Annotated in this window: 12 protein-coding genes; all 12 read right to left on the bottom strand. The window is 45.3% G+C overall.

What is annotated here, in order from left to right:
- Positions 1–6: 6 nt before the first annotated feature.
- Genes MTO98_RS21685 through MTO98_RS21740 form a run of 12 tightly spaced genes read right to left on the bottom strand, consistent with a single transcriptional unit; the run spans position 7 to position 18197 of the window.
- Complete coding sequence (locus MTO98_RS21685; protein ID WP_243481072.1) at positions 7–4431, bottom strand: hypothetical protein; 4425 nt, start codon at positions 4429–4431, stop codon at positions 7–9.
- Positions 4432–4449: 18 nt separating this feature from the next.
- The gene (locus MTO98_RS21690) at positions 4450–7167 is read right to left on the bottom strand and encodes a hypothetical protein (RefSeq protein WP_243481073.1); all 2718 of its coding nucleotides are present in this window, start codon (positions 7165–7167) and stop codon (positions 4450–4452) included.
- Complete coding sequence (locus tag MTO98_RS21695; RefSeq protein ID WP_243481074.1) at positions 7158–10460, bottom strand: baseplate J/gp47 family protein; 3303 nt, start codon at positions 10458–10460, stop codon at positions 7158–7160. Before MTO98_RS21695 ends, MTO98_RS21690 begins: the two co-directional genes overlap by 10 nt.
- Positions 10461–10469: 9 nt before the next feature.
- Entirely contained in the window at positions 10470–10892 is a 423-nt protein-coding gene (locus MTO98_RS21700; protein ID WP_243481075.1) for a GPW/gp25 family protein, read from the bottom strand.
- Between the two features lie 3 nt (positions 10893–10895).
- Complete coding sequence (locus MTO98_RS21705) at positions 10896–11186, bottom strand: PAAR domain-containing protein (RefSeq protein ID WP_091211205.1); 291 nt, start codon at positions 11184–11186, stop codon at positions 10896–10898.
- A gap of 9 nt (positions 11187–11195) precedes the next feature.
- Positions 11196–12947 carry a type VI secretion system tip protein VgrG gene (vgrG, locus tag MTO98_RS21710; RefSeq protein ID WP_243481076.1) on the bottom strand — a complete coding sequence of 584 codons (1752 nt, stop codon included), beginning with the start codon at positions 12945–12947 and terminating at the stop codon, positions 11196–11198.
- Between the two features lie 6 nt (positions 12948–12953).
- Positions 12954–13625: a LysM peptidoglycan-binding domain-containing protein gene (locus tag MTO98_RS21715; RefSeq protein WP_243481077.1), complete on the bottom strand. Its 672-nt coding sequence runs from the start codon at positions 13623–13625 to the stop codon at positions 12954–12956.
- The gene (locus tag MTO98_RS21720) at positions 13625–13807 is read right to left on the bottom strand and encodes a DUF5908 family protein (protein ID WP_243481078.1); all 183 of its coding nucleotides are present in this window, start codon (positions 13805–13807) and stop codon (positions 13625–13627) included. Before MTO98_RS21720 ends, MTO98_RS21715 begins: the two co-directional genes overlap by 1 nt.
- Positions 13808–13811: 4 nt before the next feature.
- Entirely contained in the window at positions 13812–14270 is a 459-nt protein-coding gene (locus MTO98_RS21725; protein WP_121227827.1) for a phage tail protein, read from the bottom strand.
- Between the two features lie 2 nt (positions 14271–14272).
- The gene (locus MTO98_RS21730) at positions 14273–14704 is read right to left on the bottom strand and encodes a phage tail protein (protein ID WP_091211201.1); all 432 of its coding nucleotides are present in this window, start codon (positions 14702–14704) and stop codon (positions 14273–14275) included.
- A 38-nt stretch (positions 14705–14742) separates the two neighbouring features.
- The gene (locus MTO98_RS21735; protein WP_243481079.1) at positions 14743–16731 is read right to left on the bottom strand and encodes a phage tail sheath C-terminal domain-containing protein; all 1989 of its coding nucleotides are present in this window, start codon (positions 16729–16731) and stop codon (positions 14743–14745) included.
- Between the two features lie 11 nt (positions 16732–16742).
- Positions 16743–18197, bottom strand: a complete 1455-nt coding sequence (locus MTO98_RS21740) for a phage tail sheath C-terminal domain-containing protein (protein WP_243481080.1) — start codon at positions 18195–18197, stop codon at positions 16743–16745.
- Positions 18198–18213 lie beyond the last annotated feature (16 nt).

The following is an 18213-nucleotide window of genomic DNA, read 5'->3' on the forward strand; positions in this document are numbered from 1 at the left end:
CTCATATTACTTTACAGTACCCGGATCAGTTGTACCCGGATCTTTTTTGATAACCTTCGGATCTATCTTTGGTGCTTCCGTAGCAGTTGTACCAAGATCTTTCTTAATAATGGTCGGATCTATTTTAGGCGTTACCGGCGGTGTAGCCGCTGGTATTACCGCAGGATTGGCTTTAATAGTAGTAGCATCTGCCTTCGGCGTTGCAGCTGGAGTGGCTGCCGGTGTAGCAGCTGGTGTTACTGCAGGGTTAGCTTTAATCGTAGTTGTATCCACCTTCGGTGTTACAGGCGTTGCTGCTGGTGTCGGAGTTACAGATGGTGTTACCCCCGGCGTTTCCTTAATAACTACTGGTGGCACCGTAGTAGTTGTTGGCGGCGTAGTAATTACCGGTGGTTTGGTAACTACCGGAGGCACAGTAGTAGAAACCGGTGGTGTAGTAACCACAGGAGGCACGGTAGTTGTTACCGGCGGTGTAGTCACTACCGGCGGAATAGTTGTAACTATTGGCGGATTAGTAATTACAGGCGGTAAGTGGGTAATTATCGGCGTAGTGGTTGTAGGAGGTAAAGCAACAGGCGGAGTAGGTGTATATACAGCCCGGCATTTATCAAACTTACCATTTATAGCTATCAGCGTAATAACCGTGTTGCGGCCACGAGGGAACTGGCGCATATCAAATACTTTTACTGTATTTACGTCGCTGCTGGTGGTACCATCGTCAAATGTCCAGGTAAATTTAAAACTACCCGGATTAGGTGTTTTGTTGGTTAAGGTAACTGTGGCAGCGGCTTTTTCATTATCCATAGTCACTTTATAATCAAACAAAGCCTGTGGATGCTCATGGATAATCAACGAACAATCTGCAACGGGTTTGCCGTTTACCATAAAGTCATTGATGGTAGTATCATATGGACCCTTTGACGGGTCGACAACCCACTGGCTACCCAGTAGTTTCACGGCGTCGCCTGCTATTTTTGAGGTAATAACTCCGTTTGCAGGCTGCACAGTTGTAAAGTTTATATTGCCTCCGTCCGAACAAACTTCGCTGGCGGCCAGCTTCAATCCTACCGGTTCTTCAGGAATTTGTACAGTTATTCCAATAGATTGTGTATCGGTACAATCATGGTTATTGGCAGACAGCGTGAAAGTGAGCTTACCATCAGGGAATTTTTGGCGAAGATCTGCATACAGATAAGAAATGCTGTCATCCGGTGCGGCAAGGTTAGGGTGTACCTGCCCGTCGGGCATTGTCCAGGTGTAGGCAAATGTATCGCCTGTTGCCTGGTTGGTTTTTGCAGATAGCTTAACGGTGACACCTGCTGCCGCCGGATCATTAGTTGCCTGGGCTGCCGGTGTTACCGCAGGATGTTTAAATACAGTAATTGTACAGTCAGTCGGCTGATCATTTACTGTAAATTTGATTTGCTGGCCAAATGTTCCGTCTTTAACCTTTGTTGTATCAAAGTAGTTCACCGCATCTTTAGTTACAACGGTAGCCTCAAAACCAGCTGCGGCTTTAATAACTCCATCGGCCGGGCTTACTTTAAATTGCAGCAGGCCTTCGTCTGAGCAGGCTACTGCTTTAGGTAAGCTGAGCCCTACCTGTGGCTTAGGCATAATGAATGCCACCGGCGGACAATCAGAGCAACACATATACGGCAGGCAGAAATCAGCAAACACAATATCCTCCGGCACATCGGGGTTAGCGGCCACAGCCCTTATTTTACCAAGGTCAACCGCCAAGGCCTGGGTTTTACTGATAACATCGGCCTCAATGGTTGGCGTATATTTACGGGGCGACTGTACCTGGTAAAATTTTACAGCGGCAGCGATATCATCAAAATCAGCATTCTTAGCTATAAAGGTCATCGCGTCGGCGTCATTCGCAAAGCCTTTTACAAACTGGGGGTTAGCCTGAAGCACTTTTAATCGGTCATCAAGCGGAATCTTAGTTGGAGGAACCGGGTTAGGCTTAGTCATGGTAGTGGCATAAACCATTACAAAAGTGCCGCCGGCAGGTACACCAGCAAGATGTTCCAACCCGGTGTGATTTGCAGCATAAGCCGAAAAAGTAAGCTGGGCCAGCAGTTTGGCCTTACGATCCTGAATTTCCTTTAATATTACAGCAAGCGCCTGACCTGCACAGCAATTTTCAGATAAACGCCACAATTGCAGTTCATAATCATCTTCGTACCCCTTGCGTACATAATCTGTTTTGGCAAATATCAAACGGCTTTTTTGCGTTGCTGTTTTTACCTCGTTACACAGGTCATCTATCCTTGCCGAAAAATTATCAATGGTGTCATCGTCAATATCAACCAACCTGTCTGGCAGCCACTGGCTGATATTACGGGTACCTGCAATTACACGTACAGGGATATCAACAGCAATGGCTTGTTCATACGAGCCTGTTGCAGATGTATCGATGGTTTTGCCGGCAGCATCAGCATAATCTGAAATGCTTACAGCCGATCCCTGGCGACGGATCTGATCTAAATACGAACCGATACTATCCTTTGCTATGTTAATGTTGTTATCTACCGCGTTTATACCGCCATTGATCACGATTTTATTGATACTTCTGTTAACAGCAAGTTCATTAGTTACCTGCATCCGGGCCCCTGTTATTGTATCTGCTGTATCTGCTGCTTTGGCCGCCGCCATTTTCATCTTGGGTACTGCTGTTTCTTTTACAATTGCCTCATCGTTAGCTAATGACAATGTTTGCTGAGCAGCCTGGGCCCTGATCTCGTCAGCGAGTACGTAGCCTGTTTTGGTATCAAAGCTGGAAAAGAACTTGCTTACATCGCTGTAAAGGCAGTTTTGTTCGGCCTGAAAAGCCCTCAACGTAGCTTCCAGGTCATTAAACTGGCAGGCATAATCATCTATATTAATATCGCTAAGTGTTACATCGCCCAGCCTGATAGCAACTGCATCAAAAGGTAAATTTGAATCCTGCCTGATCTTATCTACCGCGGCAAGCGCTTCTGTATACTTTTTACCGATATGCCCTTCTATCCTGAAAAAGTTATTGGAGTCAATTGAATAACTCAGCGGATTTACGACGGCATCATTAGCCGGAGAATAAGCCGAAGCATTATACCCCAGGATCAGCTTATCGGTACCCTGCAGCCAGCGGCCATAACTCCATTTCTGAGCTAAACTGACCGGATTGCCGTAATAAAAAGGAATAGCCCTTGCCTCTAAAGGTTTACTGTTATCAGTAGATGGTGTTATTTTCACCACCGGGCTTGCAGGCAGCGAAAACCCGCTACTCATCACATTCAACCTATCCAATAAATTAAGGGCAATATTCAGTTTATCTTTATTGGCACTTATTGCCGGCGAAGCATAAAATTTATGGCGATACGGCGTAGGCTTGGCCGTTGGCGTTGTATTCAATGCCCCCAACATGATATGTTTTGGAAAGGCGTAAATATTAGGACAGCATTGATAAATAATATCCGAAAGAAGTGCACGTAACTCGTTATACCCGGTTAGCAGGTCCTTATAAAAATCGTACAGGTATTGGGCCTGCATGGGCGTTGTAGCTTTGCTTAGCGTAGTATTTATATTGGCAACAATACTGGTAATGGGATAAACGGATTGCGGATCGAGCGCAAATTTGAATGTATTGTAGAGGGATTGCACCGCGGTTGACAAACCATTTGCGCCAGTATTTGCTATACTTGAAAAAGCCGACGTAAGTGCCGAAGATGAAGCCGTAGTTTGTGTGTTAAAAAACACCCTTTTGGCAGCCAATACCGGGGCATCAAAATAGGCATTGTAAGCGTTGAAGTATTTTTTGTAGATATCATCATAAATAACCTCCGAACCGGTTTGTTCAATGATCTGGTTCATATCGGCCTGAGATACCAGCAATACTTTGGGTCTGGCCACCTGCTTGCGCCCCTGGTTATCGCAGTCAATGGCTGTACAGGCGTCGGGATCTTTAGAGTAATACTCAAGGTAAAGCAAACCGTACATCTCAGTCAGATCTTTTGTTGCTTTCGATTTAAAATCAGTTAAAGCAAAGCTATCAACCGGGAAAGCGCCTTTATCATCGGGTGTAACCAGCTCCCACAAAGCCATTTGCGCAGCATCCGTACCCAAAGGATAAAATGGAGGGTATTTGATAAGCGAATTATCATACGCCCTGAAATTTTTATACGTTGTTTCGGGCATATAAAGCAAATCGCCATCGGTAGTTACGCCACAACCTTTGCCTATAGTTATGCCGTTGGCATCACCTTTAAAGCTAAGGCCGCAAACCAAACCAACACCAATTAAACAGGTACGGGTAAGGCGCTGCTGATCTTCAAAAAACTCTACAATATCATTCAGCTGTTTGGCTGTAAGCACCTGGCTGTCAACAAAAGAGTTATACTCTAAAGTTATATCGGTGAGCTTTATATTGGTTACTGGAGGCATGGCTTTATCATTTAGGTTTTAACTGTTATTACTTGTGCCGCCCTGCAAGGTGCCAAGGCTGGTTTTATTCAATATTATCGGGTTGGTTTCCTGGGTGTCATCGTCGCAATCACTTAGCTGGCCCTGCTGATAAACGGTATACAGTTTTTCAAGCACATCAATAAATTTGCTGTTCAGTACAGCATCAATTGGCGTATCGGTACTTACCGCGGTATGCTTTGCCGCAAGCCAGTCTTTATAAACACTTTCAAACTCAACCATCTGATCGTGCCCTATGAAACAAATGCGCGGTAGTATGTGAGCCGGTGTTTCGGTACGGATAAGCCGTTCGGCGTAGGTGCGGAAGGCCGTATTACGTAACCTTACGCTGTAACCCGGCAGTATCACGCAAATGCGGAAAGAATACGGATCAAGTGGTTCACAATACACGCCATTAGGGTCAAGACAAACGGGCATAAACTGGTGATGGGTGCTATCGTCGCCGGTATAATCGAATGGCGGGCGCAACAGGATATTTTCAATCACATACATACCTTCCATCTTGAAATCGTTTTGCATAAATTTGATGATAAATGCAATCTCGGTTTCGATGGCGGCGGCGCTGAACTCCATGTCATTATGGGTAAGCAGCGTACCGGCCGAATTGGCAATATTATACACATACTTACCTGCAGTAGCTCCCGGACTTAAACGGTAGTTTTCCCTGTCGCAGGCCAGTACGGATACCAGGCCAAGATCTTCATAAGCATCAATTTCTTTCAGAAAATTGGCGTTACCCTTAAATTTAACTATACCAAGTTGCGATATTGTCCAGTTGTAATGCAGGGCATCGGCCTTGAACAACAGGTAATCCTCAACACTCAGCTGCTGCATTTTATAATTGGAGAAACCCAACAGCATGGAGATCCGTTTTTCCATACCCGATACATTCACCAATTGCTGATCGGGTGTTTTGGCGTTGTACAGATCCATCCCACTGCCCCGGCAAATGCTCATCTGGTCGTAGTCTTTCAAAAAATTGACTTTATGCCTGATAATGTTTCGCTGATAATCCTCACCATAAATACGGTACATTAAAAAAACATACTCGTTAAACTGCTCGGCAAAGCGGGCCAGTAAATGATCAAGAAATTTATTTTTCCTTTCGGGATAATTATCCTGCCCTGTTTCCTTAATTACGTCATCAACCGTTTGCTCCCATTGTGCAAAACCATCTAAGAGTTTTTCCGCATCGCGGATACTATTTACCGTATTGCCGAAATAAGTTTTACGGATGCTGTCATCGGCTGTAAGCAGGACCCGGGCGTTTGAAAGCTGGGCAAAGTAATTGGCCAGTACCTGGTCGTAAAACAGCAGGTAGCCTTTCAATTGTAAAGCCAGCGAACGTTGTTCGGTTGTGGCTGTATCGGGCAAGCCCAGCGGTGAAATACCATAATTTTCAGGGAACTGGTTTTGCAGGGTTTCATAGTGACCGATGTCGCGGTAATCACCTTCGGGTACGGGCAGGTCGACTATCTTTTTCGCCTCCACGCTATCCTGCCAGTCTTTACGCAGTTGGTTTAGATCGGTCTTTGCTTCAGCCTGTTTCAGCTCAATGGGCACAACATCTTTATAGAATGTAAACGACGAATTGGTTTCGCACAAAACAGGTTTATGGCCATCCTGTATGCAAAGCAGCCATTCATTTGATTTATAGATCTTGTCGGCAACTTCGCTCTGAGGCGCTGTACAACCACAAAAACCGAAGGAAATGCGTTTCACCAGCCTAACGCCCTCAATTTCCATAATAATGCGGTACAGATCAGACAGGCGCACTTCGGTCCGTAACTGTGAAGCTGCAAGCTCGGAAGGAATGATGAAACCTTGTTTGGCAAATTTGGTATCGATGCCCTGTAAGCTTTCAAAATCAAGTACAGGGCCCTCAAAAATCTCATCAGGCTGCATGCCTTTATCAAGCAGTTCCTGAAGCAGGTAAAATGTAATATCGGGTGTAAGGTATTGCTCAATATTGAACATGATCTTAGCCCAGATCATTTCAGGATCGGCCTGGGGTTGCAGTTCAATTTCGGCGCAAATAACTATTTCCTGGTTTTCAACCGCTTTTACCTGGTCAAGGTCCTCGCATAACTCGCGGAAATAATGATATACCGATTTTATTTGCTTGATGATATCATCCTGTTTGGCTTTGATCTTAGTTACATCGCCGTCCAGTTCAGGAAAATCTTCAAAATCTATCAGGATATCGTTTATCCCCTTTAAATCGAATTTAACCTCTTTACCTGTCTGAGCATTTTCGCCGGGTTTTGCATAACGCAGCAGCGGTTTACCATCAGGCTGTTTGTAATTTGCTATAATACTATGTGGCGATTTTTTGATCCATGCATTACGTACACCATCTATCCGCACAAAAAGCTGGCGGTAATCATCGGGTGTTACCGGGTAGCCGGGCAGTATTTTTATGGCAGATAAAAACTGCTCATGCATACTGGTGGTATTGTCATTACTAACTGCCAAAATATTTTCAACCGGCAGGGTGATGCGATAATTAAGATCGGTGAGTGCGTAGCAAAGCATCTCAAGCGTAGTGATACCGGGGTCGTGCACGTTATAATCTGTCCAGATAGCGCTGGCCAGATCGCGGATATGCTGCATGCCTTCGGTGCGCAAAGCATTATACTCAGGCCCAAGACCCGCATCAATTTGTTTCGATATGGTTAACTCCTCAATCATGGGCATGTAGGTATGGTTTTGGTATCAATTAAATGTTGCTTTGCCGATACAAGGATGGCCTTTGAATTGCCTGCCTCCAAAACATCGGGATTTGCGGGTCCCGATGCTGTGAAGTACATCTTAAAATCGGTTATATAATCAACATAGGATAGCTCTTCGATAAACCGGATCACCACGCTTTTATAAAGCGTACCTCCAAAGTCAATATCTGCATTACGATTATAGGCCCAGGGTGACAGGTAATTGATCAGATCGGTATTTAGTTTGGCTGCGTACAAATTTTCATCCAGCCCGAAATAAAACTTCACTTTAAAGTCAAGGATCACCTCTTCATAATCGGGATTGATTGCCAGCAGATCAACATGCATGGAGTTTAAACCAGCAAGGTATTGGGTAATTTCGCTCAGTGTATTTTTGCTAACCCGAGGCTTAAATGGGTCGAAACTTATCTGGTTACGGATATCGGGGATAGCCACCACCCTCACACTGCCTGGTGCAACCTCTATATCATCATTGGTATGATTAAGGCATTTAACCCTGAATACCTGTGGAAACTGTGCCATTACCAGGTGCTCATAATCCCAAATGGTAATTGCACGGTGTTTGTGCCTCAGGCGTTCGCTCACCCGCAGCCGGAAAGCATCGTCATTTTCAGGAAGGAGCCCTCCGAATGAGGCATAAGGCTGAGTAACTGATTTAATCTGCGGCAGCCTGTCAACCAGTTTGCTGATCGTACCTGCGGGCAGCCCGGCTTCAAGATGAGAGAGTTCATTATCATTATCTGCAAATTGGGCTTTAGCCGCCTGGATATGCACGTTAACGAATTTGCAAACCGAATCAATACTTACAGCGGTTGGCAACTCAACCCCAAGCCAGGTAAGGCTTTGGTTTAAGAATGTATTGTTTGTTGTAGCCCCGTCGGGAATTAAAAATTTGATGATCCCTGAACGTAAAAAATCGTTGGTATCATCGCTGATGATGTTGCTTTTATCCAGCGCCAGCCATTCGTTACCTGATAAATAAAACCATTTGGGCTGAACGGTGTCAGAAAATGAAGGAGCAAGTGCATCTTCACTTCCCTCGGATACCTGGAAAAGGATACTGGCTACCGAGCCGGTTTGCACACCTGCAATACCTATATAAAAAGCTGAAAGATCGGGCGCTTGCGGCATTGCTGTTATATTACCGGCAATAAGCCCGTGATATTGTTTTTTTAGAAAAGCATGCTGCTCGGCCTGGCCAAAGGGAGTTTCATGAAAAAACTGAATATTGTGGTTTATATAATCATTCAACAGCTCCTGATTGTTACTCCCACCGGTTAGTTTATCAATCTTGTTTGATGCAGAAGCATTGTAATCAAGTTTGAGCGAAGCTATTTCAGGCGTGTAAGGCTCTTTGGGGATAAGTGAGTTACGGGTTGTATCAGTCATTGCCGCCGCAAACAACCGCGGATACATGCTATGCAGAAAATCGTTTTCTAAACTTATAAGAATATAATTATCCTTTACTGCCGCCGAAAAGTTCTCTGTTTGGGTTTGTACGGGATTACTTGCCTCCTGAAAGCCAATGAAGCCCATCACCGGAAAAAAAACCTGCATCGGCTGTACATATTGCTGGATCAACGCTTTTTCGGCCTGGGGCCCAACGTTATGGCTATAACCACCAGATACATTAAAATAAAGATATTTATTAATGAAAGCGGGAGCCGGATTTACAGGGTTATTTGCGTTATCGTGCGGAGGAACAATATCAAACGTGTTATTGAGTGTGTTTATTTCACTTGTAACAGGCGATGCCCAGTTACCGTCTTTCATGTAAAAAACGTTAGCTTTAAAACTGTCCGTGCCAGTTACAGCTCTTGAACCACCTGTATTATCAGCCGATTCGTTGCTTGAGGTAATATCATAACTTTTAGGACTAAATACTGATTTGAGATAATTTGTACGATATGCCGTGTAGTAACTTTTCAGATCATCCGGCACTCCTTTCCAAATAATATGGGGTGTTATTTTTGTCCACTCTTTCTGAAATATCTCTGCGTTGCCGATATAAAGGTTTGAACCTACTTTTGGTAATGCACCAAAGGGGAAAAATGGTTTTGATGGATCAACTTTACCGTTATCGTTTTCTACAGCCAGATTTTTCATATCTGTTACAGCCACATCAATCGTAACATCGGTCAGTTTTGCTTTGCTTAAAGCCTGGTACACAGGATAGGCGTCATCCTGAACGTTCGTTAACAGGCGAATTATCGGAAAATCGGTTTTGTAATTTTCTTTATGAATGGTTTGATCATAGGGTACCACTGCTTTGTCTTTAGCGGGCACATTCACTGTAATAACCAGTGTCTGTTGGTTAAGCGTTGTAGGTACTGTTGTGGAAAAGGCTGCCTGAAGCCAGTCTTTTTCAGAAGTTAAGAATACTTTAAACTGTTTTGCTATCAAGGCTGGGTCAAAAGCGTCAAGACCACTAAAATTTAGTGTCAACGTGATTGTACGGTCTCCTTCGCTCAACAATAATACCTTTGAGGCAAAAGCAAAACCCATTGAGGCAGTTGGCCAGGTTTTACTGCCGAAAGGGTTCCATTTAGGTACATCGTCCTTAATTGGTGTTCCAAGGCCATCGGCCGAAAAAGTAACATCGGCATAAGCCACCTTTTTATCTGCCGGCGATTGATACCAGCTTTTCATTGCCGATATAGTGGCGCTGTTTACTGCCAGCTCGGCATTGGTTTTAAAAATAATGGGTTTAGGTTTCTGGCTTTTATCCTTTCCTGCATCAAGCGCTGTATCTTGCGGCAACAAGTAGCCTGTAAGGTTACGGGCCAGTTCAAATATCACATGTACCTTATCCGGAACTTCGGGACGGTTACGCAGTTGCAATACCCGCTTAAAATAAAAGTCAAGATGACGTCCGGTAAACTGGTTCAATGCATCTTCTGAATGCTGAAGCAGCATAATAAAACACATAAACAAAGCCAGATGAGGCTCAACATCGCTTTTAATGCTTGAATCGGGAAACCCGAGGCCGGCATTTTGCATTTTAACGTCAACCTGTTTTAAAAAATCCTGCAACGCTTTTTTATCCTGGATGAAAAACGGTTTCCAATCGCCTTGCGGGTAGTTACTGTCTTTAAGGGTATAATAGTTTATCTTATCGGCATAAGCAGCCGCGAACGTTAGCCAGTCTTCCATGCCCAATTCTTCAATTGGGGCGCTGGCTGGGTCAAGCGCTTTCAGAAAGCGCTGTGACTGGCTTGAGCCATCACGTTGAAGCGGATTTTTATCGTTACAGGCCATGGTTAGTTCTTATTGGTTGGTAGTTATGCTGGTAATGTCATTTTTATAATAAGGGAACACGTAGTTATACCTTGAATTAGTGGTACGCACTGTGTAGTTAAGCTTAATAAGCAAGATCCCTTCGTTACCCATACTGGTGTCAACTTCGGTGCTGTTAAGCGTTATCCTCGGTTCAAAATACAGTACGGCAGTTTCAATCAAATCTTTGATATAGGTTTTAAGCGTTAGGTTAACCGCCTCAAAAACCACCTTTTGCAAATCGCACCCAAAGGTTGGCTGCATAATGCGCTCGCCTAAGCGGGTGGTGAACAGTATGCCCAAACTACTTTCAATATCTGCCTCGTCGGTAAGCATTTCAACTTTGCCGGCGGCCTTGTCAAAGCTTGGCGGGAAACTCCATCCCCTGCCTATAAAAGGTATTTTTGGTTCCATTGATCAGCCTCCGATTATTACTGTTGGGCAGCCTAACACTATCGATCCGCCGTGAGCTGTACTATCACCCATGCGGGCGGCGGGTTTCCCCCCTATCAGTACTGTTGCCGAGCCCATGATTATGGAATCGGGCGGGCCCACACAGGTACACATATCGCCTACGCATACGGCAGGCATACCGCCAATAAGCACTGTTGGCACACCCGGCCCTATCACAGGCCCTCCTACATGCGGCACAACACCTGTAACCATCGGACATACGTGCATATCGCCTATACGTGCTGCTGCTCCCATTTTTTGTTATTAATTTATTTGTACAATTGAACCTTTAAGCGCCGCCGTTCCGCTTGATTTTACTTCTACGCTGGCCGATCCTTCGGCCGAAAGAGCGGTATTTGCTTTAAGGCTTAAATTCATTCCCTCGGCGTTAAAATCCTGCTGGGCTTTAAGCACCAGTTTGCCCTGGGTTTCGATAGTTATGCCATCGCTGTTCATTTTTATCGAATTATTATTCTCGTCTTTTAACTCTATCGCTCCTGCGTCTTCATCCATTGTTATCTTTTTTCCGGCAGGAGTTTCGATTGTTACTGATTTTTTATCGTCATCAAAAACAAGTTTCATTTTGCTGCGGGTTACAAAGCCCTTTTGGTTATTGGCATCGGCTGCAGTTAATGGGGCATTTTTGCTGCTGCTGTTGAGCATGCCCAACACCACCGGTTTACGCGGATCACTGTTTAAAAAACCTACCACCACTTCGTCACCAACTTCGGGTAAAAAGAAACTTCCTCTATCTTTACCGGCATCCAAAGTGGCTACACGGGCCCAAATCCCCTGATCATCCGGACTGATCACCGGCATGCGTACCAGTATCCGGCATTCGCCGTCCGGGTCGCTTTCAAGTTGGGTTACCACCCCTATCTGCAACCCCGGAACCGCCTGGATAATTGCCGAAGCAGGTTTTATACTGGTTTCAAACTTTTCGGTAAACCACTGAGGATCTAAGCCAAACTGAACCTCAAGCTGCCAGTCGCCGGCAGAAACATGATGCTGAATATGGCTTACAAATGCATTGCCGTTAAAGCGATCGCTCAGGTTACTCAATTTGATGATCATGCCAGGCTTTACCGTATGAATGCCTTTAAACTTTACCCTGCCCCGTACTTTGGAAAGTACTTGTTTTTGTTTGAGCGCTGTTGCCCAGGCCTGTAACTCTGGCTGCGAAAGTTTACCACCATGGTTAAGGTGATAGTTATTTTCATTAAATACCCCTGCCAGATCATCAGCAGTCAGGTTTCCGTTTAACTCGCCTGATGGCGGGTTAGCATCAACTTTCTCAATTTCCTGCGAAGCAGGGTTCCAGGTACGGCCGGTTATTGACGGAAATTGAATACGTGAATCGATCTCGGCATCCAGCTCCAGCATAGTTGCCCCAAATGATAATTCTACAACTGCGCTTCCGCTTATTTCGGGCTTTTTGATGGATATCGTATTATCATCAGTGTAAACCAGCATCCCATTTATTTCGGCCCGGCCTGTTACAAAATCCCAGTCGGTTGCTTCATATTGTACAAGATCGCTGCTGGTGATGTTCATATCGGCTACATCGGCGGTTAAGCCACTGTAAGCACTTGCAACGGTATTAATAGCATCGCTATCCTTCACGTTTTCGCCAAAATATTTACTGTGACGGGCAAGCGTCATGGCAATGGCTTTATCACGGCATTCTATGATCAGCTGCGAGCCACTACTGCGTAATTTGATACTATGTTTAATAACCACGCCTTTAAACAGCGTATAATTATCTGATTCGTAACCACACAGTATCTCAATGTTTTTACCCGGTATAAATAAGTCGCCGTTGCTGGCGTCAAACTTCTGGGCCGAGGTATCGCCGTCCATGATCACCAGTTTGGCAGCAGCTATGCGGTTTACACCTTTATCAATTACAATAGCCTCCACCTGCATAGTACGCGGTATCTCGGCACCCTCAATTTTCACAATGTGGGTAACAACGGTAGCTGGCCGGGTGGTTTCTATGGTGCGGCTATCTGCCATGACTTACTATTGATTTAATGGAGGGAACTTAACCTTGGTACCTGTTTTGAGATATCGAAAATCATTAAGGCTGTTTGCCTGGGCTACTTCTATATAATACTTTGAGTCGCCATAAATTTGGTAGCAGAGCAGCGGCAGCGTATCACCTTCTTTTATCACCCTTACTTTGGTCAAGTCGGGCGACTGTGCGTTCTCTTTAGCAACCCGTTTCTTATCCTCAACCGAACCAATGAACGAAGCTTTTACAACAGCCCGGAGCGGGCGGCCCTGACTATCAAACAACTTATAGCTGATATCCATGGTTTCCAAAGCCCCGTCAAACTGAAGCGTACCCCAATAAATGCTTACAAACCTTGGCCGGTGCTTATCGCCCTGGTACTCTATGATGAGCTTTTGCAGGTTGTCGATATCTTCATCAACCCCTAAATCACCGGCTGTAGCGCCATTAATTACCCCGGTGCGGTCAAACATCAGCTCGAAATCCATTTTCTGAGGCTCTATCTTGGAGAACTTGGGCAACTTGCCCGATGTTCCCTGTGCCTGTTTATCAGAGTATTTGATCTCGATCTTCTGGCTGTAGCTTTCAGGGTTAACCTGCACAAACATGGAGCCTTCCTCATTTTTGCTCTGAGGGTCGGACCAGGCCACGATCTTCATTTTGGTTACATTGTCAGGCATCAGCGTTCGTTTTTATTTTTCAAAATCTCCAGTATCTGTTCCACACATTCGGCAATGATATCGTCCTTATCACCGCCCCCCCCGCCCTGGCCGTCGCCACCTCCGGAGGGTTTTGAATCCTGTTCGGTAGGGCTTTGGTTTACGCTCACGCGGATATTCAATTCTCTGATCTCGATTGGCATAACATCAGGTTTGAAGGGTGTAATACTGATATTGCAACTCAAAACTTTCAATCGCGATGCTGTTTTGCTCGGCATTCAGATCGCTCAGGCTCCATTTTTTGGGCCAGGCCTGCACAACGTTCCAGGTTAAAAGCGGGTCATGTTCTTCGTTAAGCAGGCTTACGGTAAGGTCTTTAGGTTCAATAATAAAATTCTTGAACACATTATTGCACCAATCCATCAGTAACTTAGATTCAGTGATCAGCCCCCTTTTCAGCACCAGTGCCGGAAACTTGGCCCTTACCGGCAGTGCATGTTCAAAACGATTTTCGCCGCCCTCTTTTTTGGATTCTGTTTCCATCTCCATAGATAAGCCCGATACATTCTGAAAACGGCTGTCGATATCTTCATCGCCGATGCCCGTAAACACCACCTTAAAGTGAAAGCCTAAAGGCGGATAACCCGATTTAGCGTCGAAGGCCATGATTAGCCGTTTTTGATGGTTAAACCTTCGTGTGCAACTTCAAGCGTTTCAATTGCCGCTTCGTTAGCGTCGGCCTTCAAATCGGCAGATTGGATCTTAACCGGAAAAGCATTTTTAACAGACCAGGTAACTACCGGCTGATGCTCTTCATTAAGCAGGTTAATGGTAAGGTCCCGCCTATCTATCTGGTTGAGTTTAACGGTGTTCATCCAGTCATAAAACTCGTTATCATTAGCAAATGTGCCGCGTTTTAAGGTGATGTTACCGTACTTGCGCATGCCAGGCATCTTTACCTTATTATATTCTTTGCTGCTGCCTTCGCGGTATTCAATCACTTCCGTTTCTATCTGTAATCCGGTTACTTCGGTAAAACCGATGCGTGTGCCACCCCAGTCAACCTGGAAATGGAATTTGGGTAGAGGATAATTTGCCATTTTATTTATTTTAAAAGAAATTCAAAAATTTGATTTAATTAACTCTCCTGCATTTTGTGCGAAAAGCGAAGGATAATGAACTCGGCAGGCCTTACTACAGCCATACCTATTTCTACTATCATGCGGCCTTCCAAAATATCAAGCGCGGTCATAGTTTCGTTGAGGCCAACGTTAACAAAAAACGCGTCTTCGGGTTTAGCGCCCTGAAGGGCACCGGCACGCCATTGCAGCGTTAAAAAGTTCTGGATCATTACCCTCACCTTTGTCCAGGTGTTGGCATCATTGTTCTCGAATACAAAAGGATAAGTAGCCTTTTTAACCGATTCTTCAACCATGATAAAGAAACGCCTAACCGGGATGTAACGCCATTCGTTATCATTACCGGTTAAGGTACGTGCGCCCCAAACCAAAGTACCCCGGCCTGCAAACGCCCTGATGGCGTTGATTGATTTGCCGGTAGCAGTAACGTTCATATCGTCCTGGTCACTGTTATCGATCTTTACAGCAGGGCCAATCACGTTATTAAGACTTACATTGGCCGGCGCTTTCCAAACACCGCGGGTGCCGTCAACATTGGCATAAACCCCGGCTATAGCCCCGGATGGTGGGATGGTACTCATTTTTAGCGTTATGGCTGAGTTAGTAGCGCCAAAAAATACGTTCCCCGAAAAAAGGGCCTGTTCGGCCAGGTTTTCGTAAAACAGTGCTCCATTTAGCAAACCGCCAAAAGCCGTAAGGATGGTGGCCACGGCATCACTCAATGCCTGTACAATTGAAAGTGCGCCGGCAGCGTCTTTGGTAAAATTATCTGCATTGGCAGCTATGCCTGCATAGTTGGAATTTGCTATCCATGGCGTATTATCCAGTGCCGAATAAACCGGTGTCGGATTACGGCCTGCGGTAGTGTTGGCCGCTACCTTTGCATTTTTTTCGTAGGCTATCAGCTTGGTGATGGCAGCTTGAAGTTTTGCGTCTGTACTTAACGCATCTACATCTTTGCCATACAATGCGCCAACCGGTGCATCTTTAGCCTTTTTACCTGATGTAACTATCGCAGCCATTAAATCCAGATAGGCGGTTAACTGCACATCGGGGGTTACGTTTTGTGCAATGTTATTGGCAAGTGTGGTTAATTTAGCCTTTACAGCATCGATGCCATTTACCCTCAACGCGGTTGCATCTGCAGCAGCGCTAAAAACAAAACCTATTACTTTATCAGTATCCTTTATAGCATTTTGCAGGTTAGTTACCAGTGCTTTTTCGTCGGTGCTTTTTGAAAAGCTATCGTAGTTAGTGATCTTAACCGAGGGCGAGGCATTATTCCAAAACTCCAACTGCCTGAAATCAACATTTACATCGTAGCTTGTTATAATCCAGGGGTAATAAGCTGCACCGTAGTTAAGGTTATTGATGCCGATAGAACTGCGGAAATTATCGATAGGCTTATTACTAACATCCTGCCTTTTATCGCCCTGCAATACGTCCAATATCGAGAACCTATCCTGCATGGTTGCGCACAAGCCTAAAGCTTTGGTTTGCAAATTACTAAAGGCTACAAGGTCCGGATTGCCGGCCGCAATCAGCTCAACTCCATCGGGAAACAGGATAAGCGTTGGTTCGTCTTCGGCTGTAAGCGTATCGATGCCTCCGGAAATCGGGGCGGCGCTTACTGCAGCCGAAAAATCTCCTACCGAAACGATATAGCACGGACCGCCACCATTATCGAAGTATTGCCTGAGCGATACGTAAAGATGGAAACGCTTATCTGGTGCTACTGTCAGGATCTGATTTGTAGCCGGATTAACAGTAACCTTTACGGTCGCAGGCGCATAACCTGCTCCAAACAAGCTTTCAAACTCCAGTAATGATTTTATACGGGTTGGCACATTCACCAACGATTTACCTTCAGGGGTCAGGGCAAAAGCCGTAAAACCAATAAAGGCGGGTATAGCGGTTTCAACCTGGGCAACTGATGGCGGAAACAGTGCAATTTCCTGCACGTAAACTCCGGGTGTTTTATAAGCCATGACTAATTGATTTAAGATTGAACCATTTTATGACTGAAACGCAGGATAATGAACTCGGCCGGACGAACCACAGCCATGCCCACCTCAACAATGAGCCTGCCTTCCAGGATATCCAGGGAGGTCATGGTTTCACCCAGGCCAACATGAACAAAGAAGGCATCCTCCGGCTTAGCGCCCTGTAGGGCACCCGCACGCCATTGCAGTATTAAGAAATTGGCTATCATACCGCGTACCTTTGCCCAGGTATTACCATCATTAGGCTCAAATACAAACGGCTGGGTTGAGTTTTTAACCGATTCCTCAACCATGTTAAAGAAACGCCTTACAGATATATAACGCCATTCGTTATCATTACCCGCCAGCGTACGGGCTCCCCAAACCAATACACCTTTACCCGAAAATGCCCTTATAGCATTTACAGATTTACCGGTGCTGGTAACGTTCATATCTTCCTGGTCGGCGTCATCAATTTTAACCATTGGGGCTACCACCAGGTTAAGGCTCACATTTGCCGGCGCTTTCCAAACGCCGCGGGTATTATCAACAGATGCATACACACCTGCTATTGCCGCAGCCGGAGGCAAAATAACCGAGAACAAGTTGGTTTGTTGTGTAATATAATTGTACAGATCGCTGTTTATATGATAGATAGAATTAGCGGTATTGGTATCATCCCGCAGTACGGCAGTAGCCGGAAAATCTGTTGTTGTAACGCCGGTTCCTGAAACAATCAATTGTTTGCTTTCGTTGCTAAAATAATTGATGCTGGTTTGTAACCAAGGATAATACGCAGCGCCATAGCTAAGGTTATTAACGCCGATAGCGGTACGGAAAGTAGTTGCGATATCGCCGAATGCTTTTTTTCCTTTATCGGCAACAGCCACATAAGGGTCAATAAGCACTACCCTATCCTGCAAAAATGCAGCCTGCGCCAATGCCGCGGTATATAGGCCGTAGTAATCTGCAGCAACAGTAAGGGTTACAGCATCGGTAAACAGCAAAATGGTAGGCTCGTCTTCTTTTTGAACTGCGGCAAGCGCATTAGTAAGCAGCGCTTTATCCACGTTAACAGCCGCACCGGTTTGACCTGCCGACACGATATAACACGGGCCGCCGCCATTGGCAAAATAAAGCTGCAGGCAGTAATACATCCTGAATTTCAGGGTTGCATAAGGGTCATCAATGGCAGCATCAAATGAAAATACACCGGCTGCTTTTTTGATCTTGATACCTGTTGGCGTTCCTGTGGTAGTAAACAACGTATTTTCAGCAAAACCAAAGATCTGCTCGTACTCTTTAAGCGATTTGATCCTGACAGGGCTGTATTGCAGCGACGCCCCGTTGTAGCTAATGTTTTGTGTGTAGCCGATAAAGGCCGGGATAGCCGTTTCAACCTCGGCTACCGATGGAGGTAGGAGCGGAATTTCTTCCACGTAAACACCCGGAGTTTTGTATGTTGTTGCCATGTTACTGTTTTTTACT

Source organism: Mucilaginibacter sp. SMC90 (assembly GCF_022811725.1).
Lineage (GTDB): Bacteria > Bacteroidota > Bacteroidia > Sphingobacteriales > Sphingobacteriaceae > Mucilaginibacter.

What these genes read in the sequence shown, in the direction of transcription:
- MTO98_RS21685 (WP_243481072.1), bottom strand. Translation starts at nt 4,431, where the DNA reads ATGCCTCCAGTAACCAATATAAAGCTCACCGATATAACTTTAGAGTAT.
- MTO98_RS21690 (WP_243481073.1), bottom strand. Translation starts at nt 7,167, where the DNA reads ATGCCCATGATTGAGGAGTTAACCATATCGAAACAAATTGATGCGGGT.
- MTO98_RS21695 (WP_243481074.1), bottom strand. Translation starts at nt 10,460, where the DNA reads ATGGCCTGTAACGATAAAAATCCGCTTCAACGTGATGGCTCAAGCCAG.
- MTO98_RS21700 (WP_243481075.1), bottom strand. Translation starts at nt 10,892, where the DNA reads ATGGAACCAAAAATACCTTTTATAGGCAGGGGATGGAGTTTCCCGCCA.
- MTO98_RS21705 (WP_091211205.1), bottom strand. Translation starts at nt 11,186, where the DNA reads ATGGGAGCAGCAGCACGTATAGGCGATATGCACGTATGTCCGATGGTT.
- vgrG (WP_243481076.1), bottom strand. Translation starts at nt 12,947, where the DNA reads ATGGCAGATAGCCGCACCATAGAAACCACCCGGCCAGCTACCGTTGTT.
- MTO98_RS21715 (WP_243481077.1), bottom strand. Translation starts at nt 13,625, where the DNA reads ATGCCTGACAATGTAACCAAAATGAAGATCGTGGCCTGGTCCGACCCT.
- MTO98_RS21720 (WP_243481078.1), bottom strand. Translation starts at nt 13,807, where the DNA reads ATGCCAATCGAGATCAGAGAATTGAATATCCGCGTGAGCGTAAACCAA.
- MTO98_RS21725 (WP_121227827.1), bottom strand. Translation starts at nt 14,270, where the DNA reads ATGGCCTTCGACGCTAAATCGGGTTATCCGCCTTTAGGCTTTCACTTT.
- MTO98_RS21730 (WP_091211201.1), bottom strand. Translation starts at nt 14,704, where the DNA reads ATGGCAAATTATCCTCTACCCAAATTCCATTTCCAGGTTGACTGGGGT.
- MTO98_RS21735 (WP_243481079.1), bottom strand. Translation starts at nt 16,731, where the DNA reads ATGGCTTATAAAACACCCGGAGTTTACGTGCAGGAAATTGCACTGTTT.
- MTO98_RS21740 (WP_243481080.1), bottom strand. Translation starts at nt 18,197, where the DNA reads ATGGCAACAACATACAAAACTCCGGGTGTTTACGTGGAAGAAATTCCG.